The organism is Dellaglioa kimchii (assembly GCF_046115505.1).
Taxonomy (GTDB): domain Bacteria; phylum Bacillota; class Bacilli; order Lactobacillales; family Lactobacillaceae; genus Dellaglioa; species Dellaglioa kimchii.
The window spans coordinates 778,374-803,297 of sequence record NZ_CP170736.1; the positions used below are offsets into that span (position 1 = coordinate 778,374).

24 protein-coding genes are annotated in these 24,924 nt (G+C 33.8%); 4 read left to right on the top strand and 20 right to left on the bottom strand.

What is annotated here, in order from left to right; genetic code table 11:
- The 13 genes from ACE83Q_RS03890 to ACE83Q_RS03950 all read right to left on the bottom strand — a co-directional run bounded on the left by ACE83Q_RS03890 (position 1) and on the right by ACE83Q_RS03950 (position 13,839).
- Positions 1-801, bottom strand: coding sequence for a TIGR00282 family metallophosphoesterase (locus ACE83Q_RS03890; RefSeq protein WP_409021448.1), 801 nt, complete (start codon positions 799-801; stop codon positions 1-3).
- A 100-nt stretch (positions 802-901) separates the two neighbouring features.
- Positions 902-2,476, bottom strand: a complete 1,575-nt coding sequence (gene rny, locus ACE83Q_RS03895) for a ribonuclease Y (protein WP_409021449.1) — start codon at positions 2,474-2,476, stop codon at positions 902-904.
- Between the two features lie 155 nt (positions 2,477-2,631).
- The gene (locus ACE83Q_RS03900; RefSeq protein WP_409021450.1) at positions 2,632-3,873 is read right to left on the bottom strand and encodes a competence/damage-inducible protein A; all 1,242 of its coding nucleotides are present in this window, start codon (positions 3,871-3,873) and stop codon (positions 2,632-2,634) included.
- 64 nt (positions 3,874-3,937) lie between these two features.
- Positions 3,938-4,525 carry a CDP-diacylglycerol--glycerol-3-phosphate 3-phosphatidyltransferase gene (gene pgsA, locus ACE83Q_RS03905; RefSeq protein ID WP_409021451.1) on the bottom strand — a complete coding sequence of 196 codons (588 nt, stop codon included), beginning with the start codon at positions 4,523-4,525 and terminating at the stop codon, positions 3,938-3,940.
- A gap of 59 nt (positions 4,526-4,584) precedes the next feature.
- Positions 4,585-5,427, bottom strand: coding sequence for a helix-turn-helix domain-containing protein (locus ACE83Q_RS03910; RefSeq protein ID WP_409021452.1), 843 nt, complete (start codon positions 5,425-5,427; stop codon positions 4,585-4,587).
- A gap of 88 nt (positions 5,428-5,515) precedes the next feature.
- Positions 5,516-6,238 carry an elongation factor P 5-aminopentanone reductase gene (gene ymfI / locus ACE83Q_RS03915; RefSeq protein WP_409021453.1) on the bottom strand — a complete coding sequence of 241 codons (723 nt, stop codon included), beginning with the start codon at positions 6,236-6,238 and terminating at the stop codon, positions 5,516-5,518.
- The gene (gene yfmH, locus ACE83Q_RS03920; RefSeq protein WP_409021454.1) at positions 6,239-7,543 is read right to left on the bottom strand and encodes an EF-P 5-aminopentanol modification-associated protein YfmH; all 1,305 of its coding nucleotides are present in this window, start codon (positions 7,541-7,543) and stop codon (positions 6,239-6,241) included.
- The gene (gene yfmF, locus ACE83Q_RS03925; protein WP_409021455.1) at positions 7,543-8,796 is read right to left on the bottom strand and encodes an EF-P 5-aminopentanol modification-associated protein YfmF; all 1,254 of its coding nucleotides are present in this window, start codon (positions 8,794-8,796) and stop codon (positions 7,543-7,545) included. Before yfmF ends, yfmH begins: the two co-directional genes overlap by 1 nt.
- Positions 8,797-8,912: 116 nt before the next feature.
- Entirely contained in the window at positions 8,913-11,189 is a 2,277-nt protein-coding gene (locus ACE83Q_RS03930) for a DNA translocase FtsK (protein WP_409021456.1), read from the bottom strand.
- A gap of 111 nt (positions 11,190-11,300) precedes the next feature.
- Positions 11,301-11,606, bottom strand: a complete 306-nt coding sequence (locus ACE83Q_RS03935) for a DUF1033 family protein (protein WP_409021457.1) — start codon at positions 11,604-11,606, stop codon at positions 11,301-11,303.
- Positions 11,607-11,725: 119 nt separating this feature from the next.
- Positions 11,726-12,238, bottom strand: coding sequence for a tRNA (uridine(34)/cytosine(34)/5-carboxymethylaminomethyluridine(34)-2'-O)-methyltransferase TrmL (gene trmL, locus ACE83Q_RS03940; RefSeq protein ID WP_409021458.1), 513 nt, complete (start codon positions 12,236-12,238; stop codon positions 11,726-11,728).
- Positions 12,239-12,416: 178 nt separating this feature from the next.
- The gene (locus ACE83Q_RS03945; protein ID WP_409021459.1) at positions 12,417-13,289 is read right to left on the bottom strand and encodes a methyltransferase domain-containing protein; all 873 of its coding nucleotides are present in this window, start codon (positions 13,287-13,289) and stop codon (positions 12,417-12,419) included.
- Between the two features lie 46 nt (positions 13,290-13,335).
- On the bottom strand, positions 13,336-13,839 hold the full coding sequence (locus ACE83Q_RS03950; protein ID WP_409022808.1) for an aminoacyl-tRNA deacylase: 504 nt from the start codon (positions 13,837-13,839) through the stop codon (positions 13,336-13,338).
- A 185-nt stretch (positions 13,840-14,024) separates the two neighbouring features.
- Here ACE83Q_RS03950 and guaC point away from each other — a divergent pair, with 185 nt between their 5' ends.
- The gene (gene guaC, locus ACE83Q_RS03955) at positions 14,025-15,002 is read left to right on the top strand and encodes a GMP reductase (protein ID WP_409021460.1); all 978 of its coding nucleotides are present in this window, start codon (positions 14,025-14,027) and stop codon (positions 15,000-15,002) included.
- Between the two features lie 29 nt (positions 15,003-15,031).
- Here guaC and ACE83Q_RS03960 read toward each other — a convergent pair whose 3' ends face one another.
- Complete coding sequence (locus tag ACE83Q_RS03960) at positions 15,032-16,210, bottom strand: AI-2E family transporter (protein ID WP_409021461.1); 1,179 nt, start codon at positions 16,208-16,210, stop codon at positions 15,032-15,034.
- A gap of 14 nt (positions 16,211-16,224) precedes the next feature.
- Positions 16,225-16,578, bottom strand: a complete 354-nt coding sequence (locus tag ACE83Q_RS03965) for a PTS glucitol/sorbitol transporter subunit IIA (RefSeq protein WP_409021462.1) — start codon at positions 16,576-16,578, stop codon at positions 16,225-16,227.
- Positions 16,579-16,703: 125 nt separating this feature from the next.
- Here ACE83Q_RS03965 and ACE83Q_RS03970 point away from each other — a divergent pair, with 125 nt between their 5' ends.
- Positions 16,704-17,729 carry a lactonase family protein gene (locus tag ACE83Q_RS03970; RefSeq protein WP_409021463.1) on the top strand — a complete coding sequence of 342 codons (1,026 nt, stop codon included), beginning with the start codon at positions 16,704-16,706 and terminating at the stop codon, positions 17,727-17,729.
- A 12-nt stretch (positions 17,730-17,741) separates the two neighbouring features.
- Complete coding sequence (locus tag ACE83Q_RS03975; protein ID WP_409021464.1) at positions 17,742-18,380, top strand: copper homeostasis protein CutC; 639 nt, start codon at positions 17,742-17,744, stop codon at positions 18,378-18,380.
- 64 nt (positions 18,381-18,444) lie between these two features.
- Here the strand turns inward: ACE83Q_RS03975 and mgtE are convergent, their stop codons facing one another.
- Genes mgtE through ACE83Q_RS03995 form a run of 4 tightly spaced genes read right to left on the bottom strand, consistent with a single transcriptional unit; the run spans position 18,445 to position 22,185 of the window.
- Positions 18,445-19,812 carry a magnesium transporter gene (gene mgtE, locus ACE83Q_RS03980; RefSeq protein WP_409022809.1) on the bottom strand — a complete coding sequence of 456 codons (1,368 nt, stop codon included), beginning with the start codon at positions 19,810-19,812 and terminating at the stop codon, positions 18,445-18,447.
- 17 nt (positions 19,813-19,829) lie between these two features.
- On the bottom strand, positions 19,830-20,723 hold the full coding sequence (locus tag ACE83Q_RS03985) for an RluA family pseudouridine synthase (protein WP_409022810.1): 894 nt from the start codon (positions 20,721-20,723) through the stop codon (positions 19,830-19,832).
- On the bottom strand, positions 20,713-21,516 hold the full coding sequence (locus tag ACE83Q_RS03990; protein ID WP_409021465.1) for an NAD kinase: 804 nt from the start codon (positions 21,514-21,516) through the stop codon (positions 20,713-20,715). The genes ACE83Q_RS03985 and ACE83Q_RS03990 overlap by 11 nt, the downstream gene beginning before the upstream one ends.
- Before the next feature lie 39 nt (positions 21,517-21,555).
- A complete protein-coding gene (locus ACE83Q_RS03995) occupies positions 21,556-22,185 on the bottom strand; it encodes a GTP pyrophosphokinase family protein (RefSeq protein WP_409021466.1) in 630 nt (209 codons plus the stop codon).
- Positions 22,186-22,438: 253 nt separating this feature from the next.
- Here ACE83Q_RS03995 and ACE83Q_RS04000 point away from each other — a divergent pair, with 253 nt between their 5' ends.
- On the top strand, positions 22,439-23,056 hold the full coding sequence (locus ACE83Q_RS04000) for a DsbA family protein (protein ID WP_409021467.1): 618 nt from the start codon (positions 22,439-22,441) through the stop codon (positions 23,054-23,056).
- Between the two features lie 43 nt (positions 23,057-23,099).
- Here ACE83Q_RS04000 and pepF read toward each other — a convergent pair whose 3' ends face one another.
- Positions 23,100-24,920, bottom strand: coding sequence for an oligoendopeptidase F (gene pepF, locus ACE83Q_RS04005; RefSeq protein WP_409021468.1), 1,821 nt, complete (start codon positions 24,918-24,920; stop codon positions 23,100-23,102).
- Between the last annotated feature and the right edge of the window lie 4 nt (positions 24,921-24,924).

The window sequence follows — 24,924 nt, forward strand, 5'->3', positions numbered from 1 at the left end:
TTAATCCATAAAAGGATGGTCATCATTAATTAATACAGGGAATATCTTTTTAGCATGTCCCGTTTTGTCATCAATGTCTATCACACAAGCAGATAACGTTTTACGACCTGTTTCATCCACTTCAAATCGTGTTGGCATTTGCGATAAAAAGCGACCGATTACATTTTCACGTTTCATCCCTAAAATACCATCGTATGGTCCTGTCATACCAACATCTGACATAAAGGCAGTTCCTTTAGGTAAAATACGCGCATCATTAGTAGGCACATGTGTATGCGTACCGACTACTGCAGACACTTGACCATCTAAAAACCATGCTATAGCTTCTTTTTCACTCGTTGTTTCAGCATGAAAATCAATGAAAATAAAATCAGTCTCTTTTTTAACTTCTTCTAAAATATCTTGAACAACTGCAAACGGATCGTCTGAAGGAGACATAAAAACACGCCCTTGCAAATCAATCACAGCTAATTTTTGCTGATTAATATTAATAATTGTATGTCCAATTCCAGGCACTTGGTTGGCTGAAAAGTTGGCTGGTCTAATTAATTTCTTTGCACCACCAATAAAATCTTGAATATCTCTGTTATCCCAAGTATGGTTACCCATTGTTACAACATCAGCACCTGTTTGAAGGAATGCTTTGTAGACAGATTCATTAATACCTCTACCTTTTGTTGCATTTTCACCATTTACAATGGTAGCCTGTGGGTGAAATTTTCTTTTTAGTTTTGGTAAATACTCTTTAATCATTTGTTGACCTGAATCGCCAACGACATCTCCGACAAATAATAAACGCATGGTTGTCCTCTTTTCTTATATATAAAACTAGTTTAACATTTTTTCTTTTTAATAGACAAAAAATGATGATTTAAGAAATTAATCTTAAATCATCATTTTTTTATTTAGCATACTCAATTGCTCTTGTTTCCCGAACGACAGTCACTTTAATATGTCCTGGGTATTCGAGTTCATCTTCAATTCTGTTTTTAATATCTCGAGCTAAGACAGTTGCTTGAATATCATTAACTTCATTTGGCGTGACAATAACACGTACTTCACGACCAGCTTGAATTGCATAACTTTTCTGTACACCTTTAAATTCATGTGTAATATCTTCAAGTTTTTCAAGTCTATGAATATAATTTTCTAACGATTCACTTCGTGCGCCTGGTCTTGCAGCTGAAACGGCATCTGCCGCTGCAACAAGAATAGCAATAGTATATTTAGCTTCAACATCACCATGATGTGAAGCTATGGTGTTGATGACAACATCATTTTCTTTATACTTCTTAGCTAATTCAAGTCCAATTTCCACATGTGAACCATCAACTTCATGATCAACTGCTTTACCAATATCATGTAACAATCCTGCGCGTTTTGCTAATGTAACATCTTCACCCAATTCAGCGGCTAACACACCTGCTATTTTGGCAACTTCAATAGAATGGCTTAACACATTCTGACCATAACTTGTACGATAATTTAATCGACCAATTGTTTTAATTAAATCAGGATGAATTGTATGAAGTCCGAGATCAAAGGTTGTTTGTTCACCTAACTCACGAATTTTTTCATCCATTTCTTTACGTGATTTTTCAACCATTTCTTCGATTCGTGCCGGATGAATCCGACCATCTTGAATTAATTTTTCAAGAGTCATTTTGGCAATTTCACGACGAATTGGATCAAAACCACTTAAAACGACTGCTTCTGGCGTATCATCGATAATTAAATCAATCCCTGTTAAGGTCTCTAATGTTCGAATGTTACGTCCTTCGCGGCCAATAATACGGCCTTTCATTTCATCATTTGGCAAGGTAACTAATGAAACAGTTGTTTCAGATACCATGTCAGCTGCACTTCTTTGAATAGCTTGAGCAACTAAATCTTTAGCATTACGATCAGCTTCTGATTTAGCTTGCTTATCACTTTCCTTAATCATAACAGCTCGTTCATGACTTAATGATTCTTTCGTATCGTCCATAATAATAGTCTGTGCTTGTGTTTGTGTTAGAGAAGCAACTCTTTCAAGTTCTTCTTGTTGTGCCTGAATCAGTGAAGTAGCTTCTTGTTGTTTTGTGTCAACAAGTTTTTGGTCAGACGTTACTTTTTTCTCTTTGTTCTCAAGCGTTTGTTCTCGTTTATCTAGTGCGCCATCTTTACGATCTAAAGTTTCTTCACGTTGAATTACTCGATTTTCTTGCTTTTGAATTTCTGAACGTCGTTCCTTTAACTCATTGTCTATTTTATCACGATAACTTTGACTTTCTTCTTTAGCCTCTAAAACAGCTTCTTTTTTCTGAGTCTCAGCATCTTTCTTTGCACTTTTTAAAATACCTTCAGCCGTATGCGTTGCGACATCAAGTGTTTTTTCGAAATTTGACTTTCTATATGCAATTCCAATAAAAATTCCAACAACTAAAGCAATAATAGCGATGATAGCGAGGATTAATACGGTTGTTATAGATCCCATAAAAGTCCACCTCCGCATCATCAAATAATGATTAATTTAACTAATCATAAATTTTTAGATGTTTTTTATTTTGTTCATATACACTTTAGTATTTTACGGTTAATTGCCCCCCGCTGTCAACAACAATCCATTGCCTAATTTAATTATTTAATTATTTACTCATTAATTTCATCAAATATCCATTTAAGCCCACTTAGAACACTTCTTTGTCTAATTGTCTCTCTATTTCCAGCAAAATGAAATTGTTTTGCAATAATAGGGCTATTTTTAATTGCTAATCCAATCCAAACCGTCCCAGCTTTCTGATTTTCAAGCTCATCTGGACCTGCAACACCAGTAAATGAAATAGCAATATCAGTTTTCATTTTGTTTTGTGTTTGTTGAGCCATTTGTTTAGCTGTTTCTTCACTAACAACACCATATTTTTTAATATCTTCAGGCGAAATACCTAAAATATCAGACTTGGCTGTATTAGCATATGTTATATATCCACCATCATAAATTTTTGAGACACCTGGTATTTCTGCTAACGTACTTTGGAATAATCCAGCTGTTAAACTTTCGGATGCAGAAATAGATAAGTCTTTTTCAATTAATTTAGTCACAACAACATTTTTTAACGAATTGTCATCCCCGTAACCATAGAAATAATCACCAACTTTAGATAGTACATGAATCTCCATTTCGTTAATTAATTCTACAGCTGACTTGTCATCTGTAGCGCTTGCCGTAATTCGCAAAGTGACCTCATTTGTCTTGGCATATGGAGCAATAGTAGGATTTGTTTGTGAGTCAATGATCTCTTTTAATTCTGTCACCAATTTAGATTCACCAATTCCATAAAATCGTAAAACCTTTGATTCAAGATGACTATTTAAGTTGTATTCCTCTTTTAATAGATGTTCAACTTCTTTATTAAACATTGTTTTTAATTCCTTAGGTGGTCCGGGTAATAATAAGAAATCGCAGGAATCACCCTTGTAAAAATCACCAACAGCCATTCCAGCATGATTTTTAATTGGTTTCGATCCTTCTATATACAAAGCTTGTAATTTATTATTTTCAGTCATTTGACGACCCGTTTGTGTAAAATGATCTTCTATCTTTGACATAGCATCCTTATTTTCAACTAACTTTTCATTTAAAAATTTGGCGACCATCTGTTTCGTTAAGTCATCTTCTGTTGGTCCTAGGCCCCCAGAAAGAATAACTAAATCATTTCGTTTTGAAGCCAATTCAATTGCCTCTAACATTCGTTCTTCATTATCCCCTACAACTGTCTGATAAAATACATTTACACCTAAATCAGCTAATTTTTCAGCTAAGAAAGCACTGTTCGTATTTACAATTTGTCCTAATAATATTTCTGTACCAACCGCAATTATTTCTGCATGCATAATGTTACCTCCTAATTTTAATTAAAAAAGACTAAAACGGTTAAATGTTTTAGTCTAAATATTTTTATTTTTCAAATGAATCTGAGAAAATCGCTCTATTTTGAACAAAGTAATCAATACCTGAATAAATAGTAAAGAATAAACAGATATAAAGGAAAATAGCAGCCATAGGGACATTAATTGCTGCAAATAACACATTATTTAAGAACAATAAAATAATCGCTATCATTTGGGTTGTTGTTTTAATTTTGCCTGGCATAGCTGCAGCCATAACTTCCCCATCGTTTTCAACAATAATCAATCGTAATCCTGTTACTGCAAGTTCGCGACAAACAATAATTGCAGCTACCCATGCAGGTACTTGGTTAAATGAAACAAGGATAACAAATGCAGTCATTACAAGCATTTTATCTGCCAATGGGTCTGCGAATTTGCCAAAATTAGAAACTAAATGTTGGCGACGTGCAATTTGACCATCTAAAAAATCTGTTAATGAGGCAGCTGCAAAAATAATCGCACCAATTAGATGTGTCACCTGAATCTGTGTACCAACCCAAGTAACCATTCCCCAATCAATTGGTAATAACAATACAAGCATGAAGATTGGAATTAAAATAATCCGCACAACCGTTAATTTATTTGGTAAATTCATAATGATCCCCTTTTTCAAAAATTGCCAACAACATAGTATCCGTTGTTGACAATTTTGGTTTATTTAATATTTACAGTAACTGTTCTAACTTGTAGAGTTGCATTTGTTTTCATAAAATCAAATTTTTTACCGTTAATTGTAATACTCATAGCTGGTGCATTACCAAAACTAAAGACAAATGATTTTGTACCGGCTGGAATCGTAACAGTATCCGTTGCATCTGAGACAAGTGTTGCTTGCCATAGTTGTGTGCCGTCAGCTGTAATTGAGCTCCAAGCAGCACTACCAGAAGCTACTAATTTAACTTTAGAAGTTGTTGGTGCATTTTCCATTGTGTAAACAGTGTTTGTTCCCGCATCTGAAACATATGTTAATTTTTGCGTTTTCTTATCAGATGAAGAACTAGCCTTTGCTGATTCAGAACTAGAACTTTTAGCTTTTGAGTCAGTTGAAACAGATACTTTAGAACTTGAACTTTCAATTTGAGTATCTGTATCTTTACTATTCAATGTCACACCATAAATTGTACCCAAAATCCCTAAGACAATCACAACAATAATAATTGTTGGCAAGTACGACATAAATTTATCAAAATTACCGTCTTTTGGTAGTTTAGCAGACTTTTCAGAACGTGATACTTGTTCCTTTGCAACGACTGTTTCTTGTGTATCTGGAAGTGTTTCATTGAATTCTTTTAATAATTCATCCCCATCCAAATCAACCGTTTCTGCATATTGTTTAACAAATGCTCGAACGTAAAAATCTCCTGGTAAATCAGAAAATTTTTCATCTTCAATGGCAATCAAATAACGTTTTTGAATTTTCGTCATTTGTTGTAAATCATCTAACGTATATCCTTTATTTATTCTCGCTTCTTGTAATGTTTTTCCAATTTCACTCATGTCTAATTCTCCACTTAGTTTAATAGTTAATCTTCTAACAATCAGTATAACATAATCGTCATGTCCAATTTGTTAAAATTTTATTATTTTATTTCAACCATCCGCCTGAAACATAAATCGTTTGACCGGTGAGGTACCCTGCCTCTTTGGCTAATAATTGTTTTACCCAAAATCCAATTTCTTCGGGATGTGCGAAACGTCCCATTGGAATTTCACTTGAGATATCTTTCTTTACATCTTCCGAAAATTGTTGATTCATTTTTGTATCAACTGCGCCTGGTGCTACCACATTAACCGTAATACCTAACGAGGCAACTTCTTTACTGTAAGCATTGGCAAAGGACGATAACGCACCTTTTACAGTACTGTACAGTACTTCCATCGGGCTACCAACGCCTCCATAAATTGAACCGATAAATATAATTCGACCAAAATGATTTTGAGCTAACTTTGGTTCCAATTTCTGAATTAATGCCAATGGTGTTTGAACTTGCATCTTCATCATTTTATCCAAATCAGCCATTGGGGCTTCATTGAATAAATGGTAAGAAGTTGTGCCTTCAGCAAATATTACAGCATCTACCGCAAATAGTTGGTCTATCACTGGCTCAACATCAGACGCTGTCATATCAAATTGTAACGATAAAAAATCTTGTTTTGGATATTTCCCCCTCAACTCTTGTGTCAATCCCATAATTGCTTCATCATTTTGATAATAATGCATTGTTAGCGACCAACCAATATCTGCCAATTGTCTTGCAATCATTTGTCCAATATCACCAGACGCTCCAAAGATAACTGCCCAACTCATTTAATCATCCTCTTTAGCCATAATTTGGTAGACACTTATTGCTTCAGAACGAATAAAATCTTTGGCTCCTTGGCGAACTTGATCTAATGTCATATTTTCAATAATTGGTGCTCTATCAAAAACAGTTGCATCATCAAATAAATCACCTTCATATTGATTTGCGATACTCTCAAGAGAGTTCATCGATTGAATGGATTGACCTAACATTTCACGTTTAGCCAATTCAAACTGTGCCTCAGCCCCTGAAAGGTACTCTGACGCGTTCCCTAAAATATGAATAATAGCATCTGACAACTTTTGAGGATCATCAGTATCACCACTAATACTTGCAAAATGGAATCCACGTTCAATTTCAAATTCATAACCAAAGGAATCATCTAATGTTCCTTCATCGTATAATTTCATATATTGGGGGGCCGTGTCACCAAATAAAAGATAAAGAAGCATATGGATTGTCTCTTTGTATTTCAAACCGTTACGGCCTTCAGGAACAATATCTAGTCCTTTTATACCAACAATTGTTTTAGCACGTTGAATGACCATCTCAGTTGCGCGATATGGCATGATGTCTGAACCATCTACTTGGATTTCTGGAACTGATCGTTTAATTGTTTCTGCTGCTTTTGGAAAATTTTTATGATTTTGATTAACTTTAATTAAATCTAAAGTTTCTTCTGGATCAACATTTCCTACGATAAATAAATTCATATTACTTGGATGATAAAATGTTTCATAACACTTATATAAATCATCTGCCGTAATTTTATCGATTGATTCAATTGTTCCAGCAATATCGCTGCTAACTGGGTGATTTGGGTAAAGGTTACCTAAAATACCAAAGTATAAACGCCAATTGGGATCGTCGTCATACATCTGAATTTCCTGCCCAATAATTCCCTTTTCTTTTTCAACCGTTTCAGGTGTAAAATACGGATCTTGCACGAAATCTAGTAATGTTTCAATGTTTTCAGGAACATGATTAGAACTTGAAAATAAGTAACTCGTTCGTGTGAAACTTGTGAAAGCATTTGCACTAGCACCATATTCTCCAAATAAATCAAATGCATCATGATCTGCTTTTTCAAACATCTTATGTTCTAAAAAATGTGCGATACCATCCGGTACATGAACAATATCTTCTTCACCAATTGGCACAAATACACTATCTACTGAGCCATAGTTTGTTGTGAATATACCATAAGTTTTATGAAAACCTTTACGAGGTAAGATATTTACTTTCAAGCCATTTTCTAAAGTTTCTGTATATAATATTTCGTCAAACTGCGGGTATTCTAATGTTTTCATTAATTAATTTCCCCATTCAAAAAGAAGATTGCTTGTAATTTAACATTATGAGCGATAGCTTGAACGGCAGCTTTATCAACGCTATTAATGCCGTCTATCCACTCTGTTGCACTAACTTCTGTGCTTGTTAATTGATCAATCATTGATTGATTAATTAACGCCATTTGTGAGTCAAGACTACTTTGATATTGGTTAATCATTGTCATTTTTGTTTTATTTAATAGTTCATCACTAATGTCACCGGCGATAATATCATCTAATTGTTGTTGAACAATTTCGATAACTTTATCTTTATTTTGTGGCTCAATTCCTGTTTGTACAGTTAAAATACCTCTAAATGTATCTAATGAGCTACTTGCATAATAAGCCAAACTAGCTTTCTCACGGACATTTACAAATAACTTAGCAAGTGGTGAACCACCAAAAACGCCATTAAAAATAAGACCCGCATAGTACCCATTTTCTCTGTAATAAACTGGCAACTGATACGCCATGTTTAATTTACCCTGAGTTACTGCTTGCGTTTCTGTCTTAGTCACAACTTCTTTAATATCTTGATCATAGAATATAGGTTTCATTTTAAAATCTCGAGGTTTAAAAGGCAACGTTTTAACAATAGTTTCAGTCTCTAATTCATCTAATTCACCAAGTACAAAAATGTCTACACGATTAGTTGCAAGCATTTGTTTGTAGTAATCAAATAAGCTAGTTGCAGTTATCTTTTCGATATCTTCTACAGTCCCATAACTAGGAATAGCCTGATCATTTTGAAAATAAAGTTTCTGTAATTCTAATCCTGCGTATGATTGTTTATCATCACTGATACTTCTGATAGACATCATCAAATTTTCTTTTTGACGCTTAAATGTTTCTTCGTCAAAATGGCCATCAGTCACGTTCGGATTAAAAATAATTTCTTTGATAAAATCAACTATTTTTTTAAAACTTTCTGTTTTATGTTCTAAGAATTTATCGTTTACACCATTTAAAATTAAACTTATTAAGTGAAAATTTCCTTTTTTACTAACAGTGATACCAAAACTTGCACCATAAAGTTCTGATAATTTTTCGGCTAATTTTTGTTGAGATGGATATTCTGCACTACTAATTTCTAATAAGTTAGCTAATAGCATACGTTCTGCAGATTCTTTTCCGGTTAAAGGTGCTATAAAATTAATAACGATTCTATTCGTTTTAAATTGACTATTTTCAATAACAGTTAAGTTGACACCTGTTTCTAATTGTTTACGCACGAAAATGTGCCTCCTTTTAAATCGGATGTTCTTTTACCATGATAATTGAAAGACTAGTGAAACACAAATTTAATTGTTTCGTAATCTGTTTAGGCTAAACAAAAAAACTGAAAGCCCTAATTAGGACCATCAGTTTCTTCATTTATCAACACTTTGCGAGGTTTACTTCCCTCTGGCGGTCCAACGATTCCTTTTGCTTCCATTTCATCAACAATCCTAGCAGCTCGATTATAGCCAATCCTAAATCGTCTCTGTAACATGGATACACTGCAAGATTGTTCATGAGTCACTAATTTAACAGCATCATCAAATAATTCGTCTTCTGAATCAGATGATGATCCTTGGTTAGCTGTTTCTTCATCTGTCACAATCATTGTTTCATCATATTGCGGTTCTTGCTGATTTTTAATAAACGAAATAACACTTTCAACATCTTTATCGGAAATATAAGCATCTTGTACACGAATAGGTTTGTTTAGCCCCATTGGTAGGAACAACATATCCCCACGACCTAAAAGTTTTTCAGCACCATTACTATCGATAATTGTTCTCGAATCAATCCCACTGGAAACAGCAAAAGCCATACGTGATGGTACGTTAGCTTTAATCAATCCTGTGATAACATCAACAGATGGTCGTTGCGTTGCCAAAATCATATGGATTCCAGCTGCTCGAGCCATTTGTGCTAAACGAATAATCGCATCTTCAACCTCATTCGAGGCTACCATCATTAAATCTGCCAATTCATCAACAATAACAACAATATAAGGTAGCGTTGCTCTTTTTTGCCCATCATCTGCGTTTTCTTGCATAATCATTTGATTATATCCAGAAATATTACGTTGACTGGCATCTGCAAACAATTCATAACGTCGCTCCATTTCTGAAACAACTTTATGCAAAGCCCGTGATGCTTTTTTAGGATTTGTGACAACTGGCGTTAATAGATGTGGAATACCATTATAGACACCTAACTCCACTTTCTTAGGATCAATCAACATAAACTTAACCTGATTTGGTTTCGTATTCATCAATAAACTTGTGATAATGCCATTAATTGCAACAGACTTACCACTACCAGTTGAGCCAGCAATCAATAAATGCGGCATCGTTGTTAAATCTGCTGTTACCAATTGGCCTGAAACATCGCGACCTAAAGGAACTTCTAGAATTTTATCTGGTGTTGGATTCTTTTGTTGAGATTCAATTACATCCCTGAATGAAACCATTGATACTTTAGAATTTGGCACTTCAATCCCAATGAGTGACTTTCCAGGAATTGGTGCTTCAATTCGAATATCTTTGGCAGCAAGTGCTAAAGCTAAATCATCCGCAAGATTAACAATTTTACTAACTTTAACACCAATTGCCGGATGTAATTCATATTCAGTAACAGATGGTCCTAAACTCACACTTTTAATTTCAACATCAACACCAAAGCTTTCGAATGTTTGCTTCAATATTTTTGTATTTTTTTCAATTGTTTTATATTCACCACTTTGGTCTTCTTTTGGAATCTTTGTAAGTAATGTAACTGGTGGTAATTGGTAATCTTCATTATCATCAGCCACTGCACTTGATAGTATCTCAGGCTCATCTTCTGGATCTAATTCTAAATCCGGTTCTTGTTGCGTAATGATGGGTGGTTCATCATCTGTCACTTCTCGTTCAGTTTTTATTTCCTTTTCTTCAGTTCTATGGTCAATTACTGGTTTTAATTCTTCTTCATCTTGTTCTACTTTATTTTCTTGTCTTTCTTCTTTGAAACTATCTATTGCTACTTTTATTCGGCGAAAACCTTCTCTTGTCCAAGCAATAATTACGTTTAGATAGCGTTGAACAGTATACATAACTTCTGAAAAAGAGAGATCAAAAAAAATAAATAATCCGGCTAAAATAAAAAGTACACTAACGATATAGGTACCTGCTTGTGAAACTAAGAAGTGCGACAATTGATATAAGCTTGCCCCAATCATCCCACCGCCAACTGTTGAACTAACTGCAGATTGTCGAAAATCGGAAACAAGTGTCTGCCATGTATATTGAATAAATTGGCTATGCACTGATGAGTGCCCAACGAACCAGGCTTCAAGAAAGACTAATACACCAACATATAAAATAACGGATCCCCAATTAATTCTTTTCTTAACTTTGGGCTCTTTACCCATAATCATTAAATAACTTCCATATACACCGAGAATTAATAATGCGAATTGATATGTATTACCAACAAACAAACGGAAAACGTTAGCAAATAAAGTACCCAAATATCCCAATGCTAACACACCAAATATTCCAAACAATAAAAATATCACACCAATTATATTTTTAGAAAATTTGTATTGAACTGTTTTTTTTGTCGTTCTTTTTTTTCTTTTCTTTTTTTGAGCCAAAACAGTTCCTCCTTCTGTTAAAATAGATACTCAATTATACCATATCTTAATTACCTTCCGTATCACTGTCTACTCATTTCCACAAAAAGAGAGTTAATAACAAAATTGTTATTAACTCTCTTTTTTGACTGTAATTTCTTTACCATCTTTAACTAACAGTAACCCTTGATATAACTGTAAATCATCACCACAATCTGAACAATAATCCATTTGTTCCTCATTCCAAAATGCTGTCAAAAATTGACGTTTGCTTTTTTGATGACTAAATTCAGTTGTAAATGCATTAGATTGTTCCTCAAAAAAAGCCACTGCTTCATCCATTGAATCAAAATCAACTGTTTTTTGAATATGACTTTTCCAATCATCAAAAAACCACCATGGTTCATCGAATCCAAACATTGTTATTACTTGAAACAAGTTAGCTCACACCTTCCATTTTATAAAATAACTGTTTATCATAAATTCCGGTTTATTTCTTAACCCGAAGCAAGTATAACCCATTTATGAATTTCTAGTCTATAAAATGCTCAAGCTACTTATTTTAGCTTATCATTTTCATATGTGTGTGTTTTATCTAGATTTAAAAAATCTTGTTGTCTAAGTGTTTCATAAATTACAATAGCAGCTGAATTAGATAAGTTTAAGGCGCGAATGTGCGTATCATCTTGTGGAATTCGAATTGCTTTCTCTTCATTTTGGCGCATAAAGTTTTCAGGAAGACCCGTTGTCTCTTTACCAAATAAGAAGTAATAGTCCTTATTCACATCAGAATAATCTACTTGTGAATAAGTTTGCGGTGCAAATTTTGAAACCAAAAAAAGTTGTTTCTGATCTGGAATAGATGCTAAAAAATCTTGTAAATTTTTATGATACGTAATTTTTACTTTATCCCAATAGTCTAGTCCAGCACGTTTTAAATATTTATCGTCTGTTGAAAATCCTAATGGTTCGATTAAATGTAGCTCAGTATCCGTTCCAGCACAAGTTCTGGCAATATTACCTGTATTAGCAGGCATAAGTGGTTCAAATAATGCAATATGATTCGTCAAAAATTAACATCCTTTCAAAAAATCGTTATTATTTTAGGCAACAAAAAAACGCATCATTTCGGTGTGGGCACGGCGAAAAGATACGTTAATGAAGATCAATTTCCAGAAGCTGACAACATCGTCGACAGTCTCTAAACAACCGAATTCGTATACTCATAATACCACAGCAATTTATTCGTTACAACACTGATTCTAACTTATTTTTACGATATTTTAATAGCGTAACATCAACTGTAATTTTAGTTAAGGGTTGTTCTTTAGCTTTAGCCTGATTATCTGTTGTAGCCCCCCAATGTAAAGGGGTCATTTCGAGTAAGGCGGGAAATAAGCCTTCTGGAATATCAAATTGATAACTAATTGTAATTTGTTCAGAATCAGGATAATTTTCTTTAAACAGATTTAAAACCTTTTCATTACTATAACTCCTATTATGACTCTCTTCATTATATAAAAGTTCACGTAATTCAACTAGATAATTTGAATTTGGAATGATTTTTAATAACTGCCCGCTATCCTTTAATACTCGATCAAATTCTGCATAAGCAGAAGGTGAAAAAATGTCAATAATTGTTGAAAATGACTTATTATTAAACGGTAGCTTAGCCAAATCAGCAATACAATAAAAAGCATCTGTCTCTTGTTGTGTCGCATAATTGATTGCATCTTTTGAAATATCAAATCCAACATAAGTATCATTAGTATTTTGACGTATTATTTCAATATCGTGAAGTGGCGTTCCCTCCCCACAACCTACATCCATAATTGTTTCTTCTTCATCAGAAAGCTGCTCAATAATTTTATCCGTAATCGGTTTAAACAAGCCTGCCTGTAATAACTGTCTCCTTGCTAACCACATATCCAATTCATAATCACTTTTAACGCCATGATTCAAGAAAAAAAGAGTCCCCTTTTTTGATAAATCTATCTGATGATTTTCAGGACAAAACATCGTCTGCCCTTCAACCTTAATATAGGGTTTTAAGCAAACAGGGCATCTAAATAAATCGATTTTATTTTTTAAAAATGCGGCACTTTTCTCAATTTTTTTCAATTTACACTTATTCCTTCTTATCGTTTATTTTACATTCAGTAGTTATTTATTTTTCAATGTTAATATAATGACCCTTAACCAATTTAACAAGTTCCTCACGTTTTACGCCAACAGATCGACCAACTTTGCCAGCTGAAACCCAAATTTTATCGAACTCTTGGATTCGTTCATCAAAATAAATCGGAAATCCTTTTCGAACATTAATTCCAATTGGTGTATTTGCACCGTGAACATAACCAGTAATATTAATTAAATTTTTATTATCTGCTAAATGTAATTGTTTTTCATTTAATTCACGTGCTACTAATTTTAAATCAATTTCAAAAGTAATTGGCAGACAAACAACTACGTAATCTCTGTCACCATTACTTCCCTGCAAAACAATTGTTTTTAAAATACTTCTTTCATCCGTTCCTAGTTCTTTTGCTTCTTTGCTTGAATCCATTTGTCGACCACCTACAAAATCGAAAGTATAACTCTCAAATTCAATATGATTTTGGTCTAAAATGCGTTCATCATTTGTTTTTTTTACTTTTTCTTTTTTTGCGATAATAATCACTCCCAAAATAATTATAGCACGACGTCTATCCCTTCACGTATTCTTATTTAATTTTCGATTTATTTTAAAAATCAGTTGACTAAATTCACTAAATAGCGTAAATTATCAGTTGGTTACTGATAATTATTTAATAAATACTAAAAATAGTTCGTGTTTAAAAGAAATGGGGAAATATTATGCCAGTTTTTGATTATGAAGATATTCAGCTCGTCCCTAATAAATGTATTGTAAATAGCCGTTCCGAAGTCGATACATCTATTCAATTTGGCCCTCGCCGTTTTAAACTACCCGTTGTACCTGCGAATATGCAGACAATTATCGATGAACCGTTAGCAGAATGGCTTGCATCAAATGACTATTTCTACGTCATGCACCGTTTCGATGAAGAGAGTCGCTTACCTTTCGTCAAAAAAATGCATGTAAAAGGCTTGTTTGCTTCTATTAGTGTTGGCGTTAAACCGCGTGAATGGGCATTAATTGAAGAACTTGCCGATGCTGATTTAATTCCAGAATATATAACAATTGATGTGGCGCATGGCCACGCACAAAGTGTCATTGATTTAATTCATCATATTAAAAAATGGTTACCAGAGTCATTTCTAATTGCCGGAAATGTTGGCACACCTGAAGGCGTTAGAGAACTAGAAAATGCCGGTGCAGATGCAACTAAGGTTGGTATTGGGCCAGGGAAAGTTTGCATCACTAAAATTAAAACTGGATTTGGTACTGGTGGATGGCAATTAGCTGCTCTTAGATTATGTTCTAAAGCAGCAAGTAAACCCATTATCACTGATGGTGGTATAAGGACTCATGGTGATATTGCTAAGTCAGTCAGATTTGGGGCATCAATGTGTATGATTGGATCACTCTTTGCTGGTCACAAACAAAGTCCTGGTGATTTAATTGAAAAAGATGGTAATCTATTTAAAAGTTATTTTGGCTCCGCGTCTGAATATCAAAAAGGTAGTCACACTAATGTTGAAGGTAAAAAAATGCTCGTTCCTTTTAAAGGTGACATCCATGAGACTTTACTTGAAATGCAACAAGATTTACAATCTTCAATTTCTTATGCTGGTGGTAATTCTCTCTCTGCACTTAAAAAAGTCGATTATGTAATTGTTAAAAATTCAATTTTTAATGGTGATACGCTGTAATCAAAAAAGTTAGACAAAATAAAATTTGTCTAACTTTTTTGATTATCTTTATTTGTTTCCTCTGATTCGACGTACAAACCAGAATCCTTTTTATACCATACAAAAATCCGCGTCACAATAACTTTTAGAATCGCATATCCAGGGATTCCAAAAATAACACCAATTAATCCAAAAACCCGTCCCGAACCTAATAAAACAATTAAAATTGTAACAGGATGGATTGCTAAACTACTTCCAAGAATCAATGGAGAAATCAATCTTGCTTCAATTGTTTGTTCAACAATAAAAACAACAATAACCTTTATCAACATGATTGGTGACACAAAAGCAGCAATTACTAGTGCAGGAATCATCGCTAGAAAAGAACCTAAATAAGGAATTAAATTTAAAAAGCCTGCCAAAATCCCTAACGTTAAAGCAAACTTAAGACCAACTACTGAAAAACCAATAACAAATAATATGGCCACAAAGAATGCTACCGTTAATTGACCTCGAATATATTGACTGACTTGTAAATTAATTTCATCTAATAATTCAATGATTGATTTACGATATCTAACTGGGAAAAAATTTGATAAATACTCAGGTAAATCATGCCCATCTTTTAATAAATAAAATAAGATAAAGGGTGCTGTTACTAATCCAATGATAAACGTCGTTACAGTACCAACAACGCTACCTAAAGAATCAACTGTTGATCCAATAACTGAGCTCGCTTTTTTGGATACTGTTCCAACAATATCCGTATTTATTTTTTCAATTGAAGTTTTAATAGTATCAAATAAAGACGACGACATAAAATCATTCGTTTGATGTGTAATATTTGACCAATACGTCGGCCAATTTTTAATAATACTAATTGTTTGTGTTTGTACAGCAGGAATCAAAACGACGATTCCCCACACTAAAAACCCAGAAATCACTATAAACACAACTGTAATAACCAAACTTCGATTTAATTTAAAGCGCGTTTCACAAAAATCTATCAATGGGGATATTAAATAATACAGCACGCCAGCTAAGACAATTGGGAAGCCAATAATGCTTAGTAACTCTCCAATTGGTGCGAAAAACCAGCCCACTTGTGCTAACATAAAAATAATTAGCAAACTTAACAAAACAATTGATAAAATGCTAACTGTTTTATTATTAACAACCCATTTCCAAAACCATGATCGTTGTGAAGTCGAGTTTTCATTTGGGAGCATTTTAATCTACTCCTTTACTTATACGTGATTGTATTACCGACTTTAAAAGTTGGCAATACATGCGGTGTTAAATAAATACCATTTGGTTGTGGATGTTCTGGAACTTCCATAAAGAACAAGGTAGCGTGCCCAACCGACTCAAAATTACTTGAAACTAACTCTCCAGCGAAATCAATTTTATAAGTTTGTTCATTAATAATCATTTCATCACCTGTTTTTGGCGAAATAATTTTTTTATCATCTTCAAATGATTGAATGACAGAAACTTGTCTTAAATCATCCGTTGCACTCTGATTGAAAAGGATAACAATAGGTTCCTTTTTTGAGATGGCATCTTTTCCAATTTCTTCAATTCTTGCAGTAATCATACTTTATCGTCTCCCTTATCCTTTATAGTTACCTATAATTATAGCATAGTCCTCAGTATAAATAATAACGTTTACAAAAATATATGATATAATATTGACAATATCATGAGGAGGTATTTGTAACTATGAAAGAGACTATTTTGTTTGGTACATATACAAAAAAGACAAGTACTGGTATCCAACGAGCTCAACTTGATACAATTGAAAAAAAAGTTTCTAACGCTACACCTTATATAAAGGTTGAAAATCCAACTTATCTCACGAAATCGGACAAAGGTATCTTATATACCGTTTCAAAGAGGTCAGATTTAGGTGGTATATCAGCCTTTACCCTTGCATCAGAAAATCCCCAATTTTTAAATGACGTTTCAGCTGAAGGCGCTCCGCCTGCTTACGTTGCTGTTGATAATAACCGTCAATTAGTCTACAGTTCAAACTACCATAAGGGTCTTATTTCTATTTCAAAAATTCAAACTGATGGCTCATTATCTCTCATTAATGAGGTTGCAAATGAAGGTCATGGTCCAAAACCAGAACAAACAAGCTCTCATATTCATTTCACTGATTTAACGCCAGATAATAGATTGGTTGTTTGTGACCTTGGAACTGATCAAGTGTTAACTTTTGATGTGTCAGATAATGGTGCTATTAAACAAATTGCTGAGTATCGTTCAGAGCCTGGGTTCGGTTCTCGTCATATTGTTTTCCATAAAAATGGAAAATTAGCATACTTAGCCGGAGAGCTTTCAAGTGAAGTTTCGTTACTTAGCTACAATCAAACAGATGGTTCATTTAAAGAGATTCAAACACTTTCATCAATTCCATCTGATTGGGATGCTCATAACGGAATTGCTGCTATTCGCATTTCTAAAGATAGCCGCTTTTTATATGTCTCAAATCGTGGAAACAACTCAATTGCTTGTTATTCCCTTGCTATTGATGGCACAATGGCACTTATTCAACTTATTTCAACTGAAGGTGACTTTCCTCGTGATTTCAGTTTAAATAAAACAGAACAATTTTTGATTGTTGCTAACCAAAATACTGATAATGCTACCTTATTCGAACGTGATTCAACCTCTGGTAAATTAACTTTACTTCAAAAAGATATTGCCGTTCCAGAATCCGTTTGCGTTTATTTTGAAAATTAGGAGAAATTAAATTTGTTAATTAAAGAAGTTGCAGTTGAAAATTTTACTGATATCCCAAAACAATTTGCCGCTGGTGCTAATCGTTTTGAACTTTGCGATAATCTTGCTGTCGGTGGTACAACTGTCAGTAAAGGTGTTATGTCTGAAACAATGCGTTATGCACAAGACAATGAGGTCCCTGTAATGGCAATGATTCGTCCCCGTGGCGGAAATTTTGTTTATAATGATACCGAATTAAAAATTATGGAGGCTGATTTATTTCAGGCTCAACAACTTGGTGTAGATGGCGTCGTCTTTGGCGCTTTAGATACGGATAATAAATTAGATATAGAGGCAATGGAGTTTTTAATTGCAGCAAGTGGTGGCATGCAAATCACTTTCCATATGGCTTTCGATGAAATTCCTAATAATGTACAACTCGATGCGTTATCTTGGTTAGCAGAACATGATATCGATCGTGTTTTAACACATGGTGGCTCACTTGATAAGCCAATCGAGGAAACATTACCCCACCTTAAAGAAATCATTGACTGGTCAAACGGTCTCATTAAAATTGTTCCAGGTGGCGGTATTACACTTGATAATGTTGATACAATTGCTGCTGAATTAAACGTCAAAGAGCTTCATGGCACAAAAATAATTTTAAAATAGCTACTTAAAAAGGTTCCAACACTTCATGTAATCTGAAGTTGTTGGAACCTTTTTAAGTTTTTCTTTAAGTCGCAATAAAAAATTTTAAGAATACTTGTGCAATACTAAAATAAATTAAAACAGAAGTTAAATCACTCAACGTTGAAATAAATGGACCCGATGCAACTGCCGGGTCAACACCAATTTTATCCATTAAAATTGGTATAAAACTACCCGCTAAATTTGCCACCGTAATAGCGCACATCATCGCAAGTCCTATCACCATCCCAAGAACAAAGTTACCTTTCCAGAGTCCAACAATCAAAGTGACGGAAATACCCGTTACAACCCCAATTACTAAACCGGTGAAAACTTCACTTATAATCAGTCTAAGCACACTTTGTTCATTATCATCTTTTACGGCTAGACGTCTAACAGCAACAGCTAAACTTTGTGTTCCAGCATTACCAGCCGTTCCTGTAATCAATGAAATGAAGACAGCTAAAATACTTGCTTCACTCAATAACCCTTCAAAATGACTAACTAGGCTTGCCGTTGACATACCTAAAAATAATAACGTTATCAACCAAGGTAATCGTTTTGAAGCTGCTTTAAATGGGTTTTCTGTTTGTTCTTCTGTATCAACACCGGCTAAACCAGAATAATCTTCAGCCGATTCTTCATCAATAACATCAATAATATCATCAACAGTAATCACACCAATTAATTGTTCATCGTAATTTGTAACTGGCATTGCTAAAAAGTTATAATCCCGAATCATCTTAGCAACATCTGCTTGATCGTCATCGGCTTTAACAGACATAACTGGTGTCGTCATGATATCTCCAATTAACGCCTTTTCATTACTCATCAATAAATTACGTAATGTTACAATCCCCATCAAACGTTGATCATTATTAATAACATAATCATAGTAAATTGTTTCTGCATCACTTGCTTCTTCTCTTAAGGTACGCATTGCTGAACTCACTGTTTGATCTGAGGCTATTGAGGCAAAATCAGTTGACATAATAGCACCAGCTGTCTTATCTTCATAATGCAGCAGACTTTTTATTTCATTGGCCTTATCTTTATCCATTAGGCCTAAATATCTTGCTAATTTATGCTGATCCAGTTGTCCCAACAGGTCAACCTCATTATCGGTGTACATGTTATCTAATAACTCAGCTACATACTTTAAAGACATTTCATCAAAATATTTAACAACATCTTCTGGATCATCTTCGGCGGCATCAAATGTGTCACTCAATTCCTTCGGTGTCAGGTACTGATAAACTTTTTGTCGTTGCCCTTTATTAAGCATGGTGAAAATCTCAGCTTGCTCATAAACATGCAGATCTGTAAATTCATTGTGAAAATTATATTGTTGATTTTTTTCAAGCGAATCAATAATTTCTTCAGTTTTTATTTGGTTATATTTTTCTGTATCCACCATGATGAATACCTCGTTTATTTTTTATTTACAAATTTTTGCATATCTAATGGAAGAGAACTTTGAACACTTATCATTTTATGCGTAAATGGTTGATAGAATTCAATTTCACTACAGTGTAGCGCTTGTCTCTGTATAGGCATAGTTATATGCCCGCCATACAACGTATCACCAACTAGAGGGTGACCTGTGGATGCAAAATGAACACGAATTTGATGTGTTCTTCCCGTATGTAATTGGATTTTATATTGACTGCTACCTTTTATAGATTTCTCTAACCAATATTCAGTTAAAGCTTTTTGACTGGTGTCCGCATAACCGACCTGTCGTTTAATAAATGATTCTGGATCACGTTGAATGGGTCCATCAATCGTTCCATGCTCATTTTTTAATTGTCCTTCAACAAGTGCTATATAGTACTTTTTAATTTGATGATTTTGTAACTGTTGATCCAACAAGGCGTGAGCAAATCGATGTTTAGCAAATAATACCAATCCACTTGTATCACGATCAAGTCGCGTCGCAATATGTGGAATAAAATCATTTAAATGTCGATTTTGATAATAACCTGCAACACGATTAATCAAGGTATCTTCCGGATGTAAAAATGAAGGAATTGAGGCTACATGTGCTGGTTTATTAATAATTAAAAAATCGCGATCTTCAAAAATGATATCGATTGGTACAAACGATTTTTTTAATTCATTTTTATTTTTCTCAGCTGGTAGAACAATGCTCACTTTATCATTTGTTTGAATGAAGTCAATTGCCCACTGCTCGTTATCGTTAACTAATAGTTTACCACCACGATACTTAAGCGTTGCAAGTAATCGCCTAGAGACACCTTCATTTTTCAGAAAAGTCTTCACTCTTTGAGGAGACATCCCTGTATACTGCCAATCAATCTGCATAATCACTACCAATAAATGCCTCATTTACGCGTTTCCAAAAATTATTATGTCGATATTTGGCAAAACAAATGTGTTCCTTCGCTATTTTATATTTAATTGCCTTAATTTGTCGATTATGATAAATTTCTTGGTCTATACTAAAAACAAAATCGCTGCTTTGTGTTGGTTTAAGTGTAATCCAATCATTTGAAGCTACAATAACTGGTGAACTTAGCGTCCTAAACACGCGATTGTTAATAGACGCAATTTCTGCCATTTGTAATGACTCGAGTTCAGGATGGATAACTGCCCCACCAACCGATTTATTATAGGCAGTAGATCCAGTAGGCGTAGAAATGCACAAGCCATCTCCACGAAACTTTTCAAATAACTGATCACCAATATAAACGTCCGTTACCATTGTATTGTTAATTCTTTTTAATGTCGATTCGTTTAATGCAAGAAATTTTTCTGATTCTGCATCAAAATAATCAACTTTAACGTCTAATAATGGATAATTAATCGATTGTTTATTATCTGATTGGAGACTAGTAACTAAATCTGAAATTTCATCATCTCGCCAATCTGTATAAAAACCTAAATGTCCTGTATGTACGCCAACAAATCTAATATTTTCAAGGTTATCTTGATAATGTTTGAAAGCAGAAAGCAAAGTTCCATCTCCACCAACCGTAATAACAATTTCAGGATGACTATTATCAATTACGATATGTGCATCAGTTAGTTTTTGATACAGCTCTTTACCAACTTTTTGCGATTTTTCCCCATCATTTTCAAAAATAGCAACTTTCATTCGTAACCCTCTTTTCCTAACGCCCATGATGCCTAATGATTATTTTTTGTTTAAACCCTTACCATAAAATAAATGCTGCGCTTCTTGAATCTCTTCTCTAATTTCGGACATTTCAGTATCTAATTTAAATGCTGCCTCTGCTGCTCGCTCAAGTCGTGCATTTAATTGGCTAGGGAATTCTCCCTGATATTTATAATTTAAAGAGTGCTCAATTGTTGCCCAAAAATTCATTGCCAACGTGCGAATTTGAATTTCAACAAGTACATTTTTTTCCCCATTTATCATCTGAACTGGGTACTTAAGTACAATATGATATGAGCGATAACCGCTTGCTTTTTTATTAGTAATATAGTCACGTTCTTCTACAACAGTCATATCATTTCGAGAGCGTAATAAGTCAACAACCTGATAAATATCATCAACAAATTGGCACATAATTCGAATACCCGCAATATCTTGCATGTCAGTTTCCAAACGTTCTTCAGAAATTTGACGTCGTTCGATTTTTTCTAAAATACTATCAACTGTTTTAACCCGACTTGTCACAAATTCAATTGGCGAATGTTGACCAATACCTGTGAACTGCTTTCTTAGTCCGCGCATTTTTATTTTCATTTCTGAAACGGCCTGTTCATAAGGTCTAAAGAAATATTTCCAATCTTCTACCATTTTATCACTCTATTCTATTAATCAATTTACTCATTTCATTTTAGCATAAATTAGTGATTCAGTTCTGAATTAACCTCACAATGTGATCAAATCTTTCAAAAAATTAGTGATTTTAATCATATCTGTTATTAAATTAAGTGTTTATAATTGTAAAAAGAAAAAAATTTGGTAAAGTAGTAATAGTTATTAAAACGGAAATGAAATCAAACCCCACACGATTTTAAATCTAATCACTATAATTGGAGGAGTACTCTTGCTAGAAATTTATTTATTTGTTAACCCCTTAGGTACAAAATGCTTCAAATCTGAACAAAAGGTTTTAGACTTTATTCGTCTATCTCCCAAAAAAATCTCATTCCAATTTGTACCCATGTTAAATATCCAAACAGTAAATGATGTCATGATTGAAAAAAATCTTGATACACGTAACTTAACTCTCCGAAATGAGCTATCTGAGTCAATTTACCAAGCTGCTTTGGATTATAAAGCAGCACTTTTTCAAGGAAAAAAACGCGGACGTGCTTTCTTAATGGCAATTCAAGAATATTTAGTTCAAGATAGTACTTGCTACTCAGAAGAACTCATTCAACAGGTTGCTAAAGAAGTTAACCTAAATTGGAAAATGTTTTCTGAAGATAGACGTTCTGTTTTAGCAAAAAATTCATTTAAAAATGATCAAAAAATTGCTAATGATATGAACGTTACAATGCATCCCACAATTGTCATTAATAATATTGATGGCTTAGACTGTGGTGTATCCTTCCCAGATGCTGATTTAGTAGATATTTCGAAAGTTTGTGCTGGTGATTTTAATATCCAAAATGGCTTACATCAAACGATTAACCCACAAAATCAACTATACGTTTTATAAAAAAAAATACGCAACTTAGTTTTTTAACTAAGTTGCGTATTTTTTATTTCTCCAAGATTTGAGGTAATAATGCCTCTAATTCATTCAATCTTGCTTCAAATACAGTAAATGCGTTAAATAGATAGGCCGATTTAGTCATATCTACACCTGCTTTTTTCATGACATCAACTGGAAAATCTGAACTCCCAGCTTTCAAATAATTCAAATAGTTTTCTAATGCATCAGGTTTTCCACTAGTGATTCCCTCAGATAAAGTGGTCGCAGCAGCAAAACCAGTTGCATATTGATAGACATAATAATTATAATAAAAATGCGGAATTCTTGACCATTCCATTGCAATTTCTGGATCACGCTCTAAACTCTCGCCATAATACTTTTGATTTAAATCAGCATAATATTTAGATAGTTTATCAGCAGTTAGTGGATTTCCTACCGCGTCTTCCTCATGAATCCAATGTTCAAATTCTGCAAATTGCGTTTGACGGAAGATAGTTCCTTTAAACCCGTCCAAATAGTAATTAAGTAAAAATGCCCTAACCTTAGGATCTGTTTGAGTCTCTAACAAATAATGTGTTAACGTATTTTCATTAGTTGTTGACGCTATTTCTGCTAAAAAGATTGGATAATCACCATACAAATAAGGCTGATTATGATGTGTATAGTAACTATGAATACTATGTCCCATTTCATGTACCAATGTATAAAAATTATTCACATTATTTTGCCAGTTTAATAACATATATGGTGCTGTATCATACATACCCGATGAATAGGCACCACTTCTTTTACCTTGATTTTCAACAACATCAATCCAACGATTATCAAATGCTTCTTGAACATGACTTAAATAATCAGGCCCCATTTTGTCTAAGGCTTTTAATGCCTCGCTTTTCGCTTCATCATAGGTATAGCTTAGTGCGGGTTCGCCTGTTATTGGTGTATATAAATCGTATGAATGTAATTTTTCAACTTTTAAAATTTTCTTACGTAATGCAACATAACGGTGTAACAACGGTAAATTCTTATTTACCTGATCAATTAGTGTATTATAGACAATTTCAGGAATCTGATTATTTGATAATGAAGCATCTCTGGCACTTTTATACCGTCGAACTTGCGCACTATAATTATGAACTTTAACATGGCTTGAAAGTGTTGAAGCCAATGTGTTTTGGAATTGTCCATAGACTTCATATAATTTCTTAAAAGCCTGTTCTCTGACATCTCTAGAAGTTGATTCTAGAAGGACCCCATAAATACCTTGTGATAATTGAACATCATTCCCCTGTTCGTCTTGAACAACTGGAAATTTCAAATCAGCATTATTCAGTATTTCAAATGTTTTAGAAGAGGCGCTAAATATATCCCCTGCTCCAGCTAAGAGCGTTTCTTCAGCATGCGAAAGGACATGATCCTTCTCCAATAATAAACTATCAAAAAAATGACGATAGCCTTTTAAATCAGGATTATCAGACATAAATTGCTTTAAAGTATCCTCTGGTATCGCAATAATTTCGGGTTCAAACCAGGAAATAGCAGCTGATACCTTAGCTGCCAAGGCACCAGCCCTAGCATTTAAAGCTTGATAAGTTGAATTTTCTGTATCTTGATCGTTTTTTAAATTCGCATACACGTATACTTTTTCAAACATCCGTTCAAGCGCCAAAATAGCTTCTAATCCACGTAACATTGTTGTACTATCTTGACTCAACGTCCCTTTAAAATTAGCAATAGTTACTACAGATTCTTCAATTTTTTTGTAATCTTCTTCAAATAATGAATCGGAACCATATATTTTTTCTACATCCCACGTTAAATTTTCTGGTACCTCTTCACGTTTTGGTAATTGCTTAGCTACTGTCATAAAA

Coding starts and splice junctions, on each gene's coding strand:
- ACE83Q_RS03890 (WP_409021448.1), bottom strand. CDS start 801: ATGCGTTTATTATTTGTCGGAGATGTCGTTGGCGATTCAGGTCAACAA.
- rny (WP_409021449.1), bottom strand. CDS start 2,476: ATGGGATCTATAACAACCGTATTAATCCTCGCTATCATCGCTATTATT.
- ACE83Q_RS03900 (WP_409021450.1), bottom strand. CDS start 3,873: ATGCATGCAGAAATAATTGCGGTTGGTACAGAAATATTATTAGGACAA.
- pgsA (WP_409021451.1), bottom strand. CDS start 4,525: ATGAATTTACCAAATAAATTAACGGTTGTGCGGATTATTTTAATTCCA.
- ACE83Q_RS03910 (WP_409021452.1), bottom strand. CDS start 5,427: ATGAGTGAAATTGGAAAAACATTACAAGAAGCGAGAATAAATAAAGGA.
- ymfI (WP_409021453.1), bottom strand. CDS start 6,238: ATGAGTTGGGCAGTTATCTTTGGAGCGTCTGGTGATATTGGACAAATG.
- yfmH (WP_409021454.1), bottom strand. CDS start 7,543: ATGAAAACATTAGAATACCCGCAGTTTGACGAAATATTATATACAGAA.
- guaC (WP_409021460.1), top strand. CDS start 14,025: ATGCCAGTTTTTGATTATGAAGATATTCAGCTCGTCCCTAATAAATGT.
- ACE83Q_RS03960 (WP_409021461.1), bottom strand. CDS start 16,210: ATGCTCCCAAATGAAAACTCGACTTCACAACGATCATGGTTTTGGAAA.
- ACE83Q_RS03965 (WP_409021462.1), bottom strand. CDS start 16,578: ATGATTACTGCAAGAATTGAAGAAATTGGAAAAGATGCCATCTCAAAA.
- ACE83Q_RS03970 (WP_409021463.1), top strand. CDS start 16,704: ATGAAAGAGACTATTTTGTTTGGTACATATACAAAAAAGACAAGTACT.
- ACE83Q_RS03985 (WP_409022810.1), bottom strand. CDS start 20,723: ATGCAGATTGATTGGCAGTATACAGGGATGTCTCCTCAAAGAGTGAAG.
- ACE83Q_RS03990 (WP_409021465.1), bottom strand. CDS start 21,516: ATGAAAGTTGCTATTTTTGAAAATGATGGGGAAAAATCGCAAAAAGTT.
- ACE83Q_RS03995 (WP_409021466.1), bottom strand. CDS start 22,185: ATGGTAGAAGATTGGAAATATTTCTTTAGACCTTATGAACAGGCCGTT.
- pepF (WP_409021468.1), bottom strand. CDS start 24,920: ATGACAGTAGCTAAGCAATTACCAAAACGTGAAGAGGTACCAGAAAAT.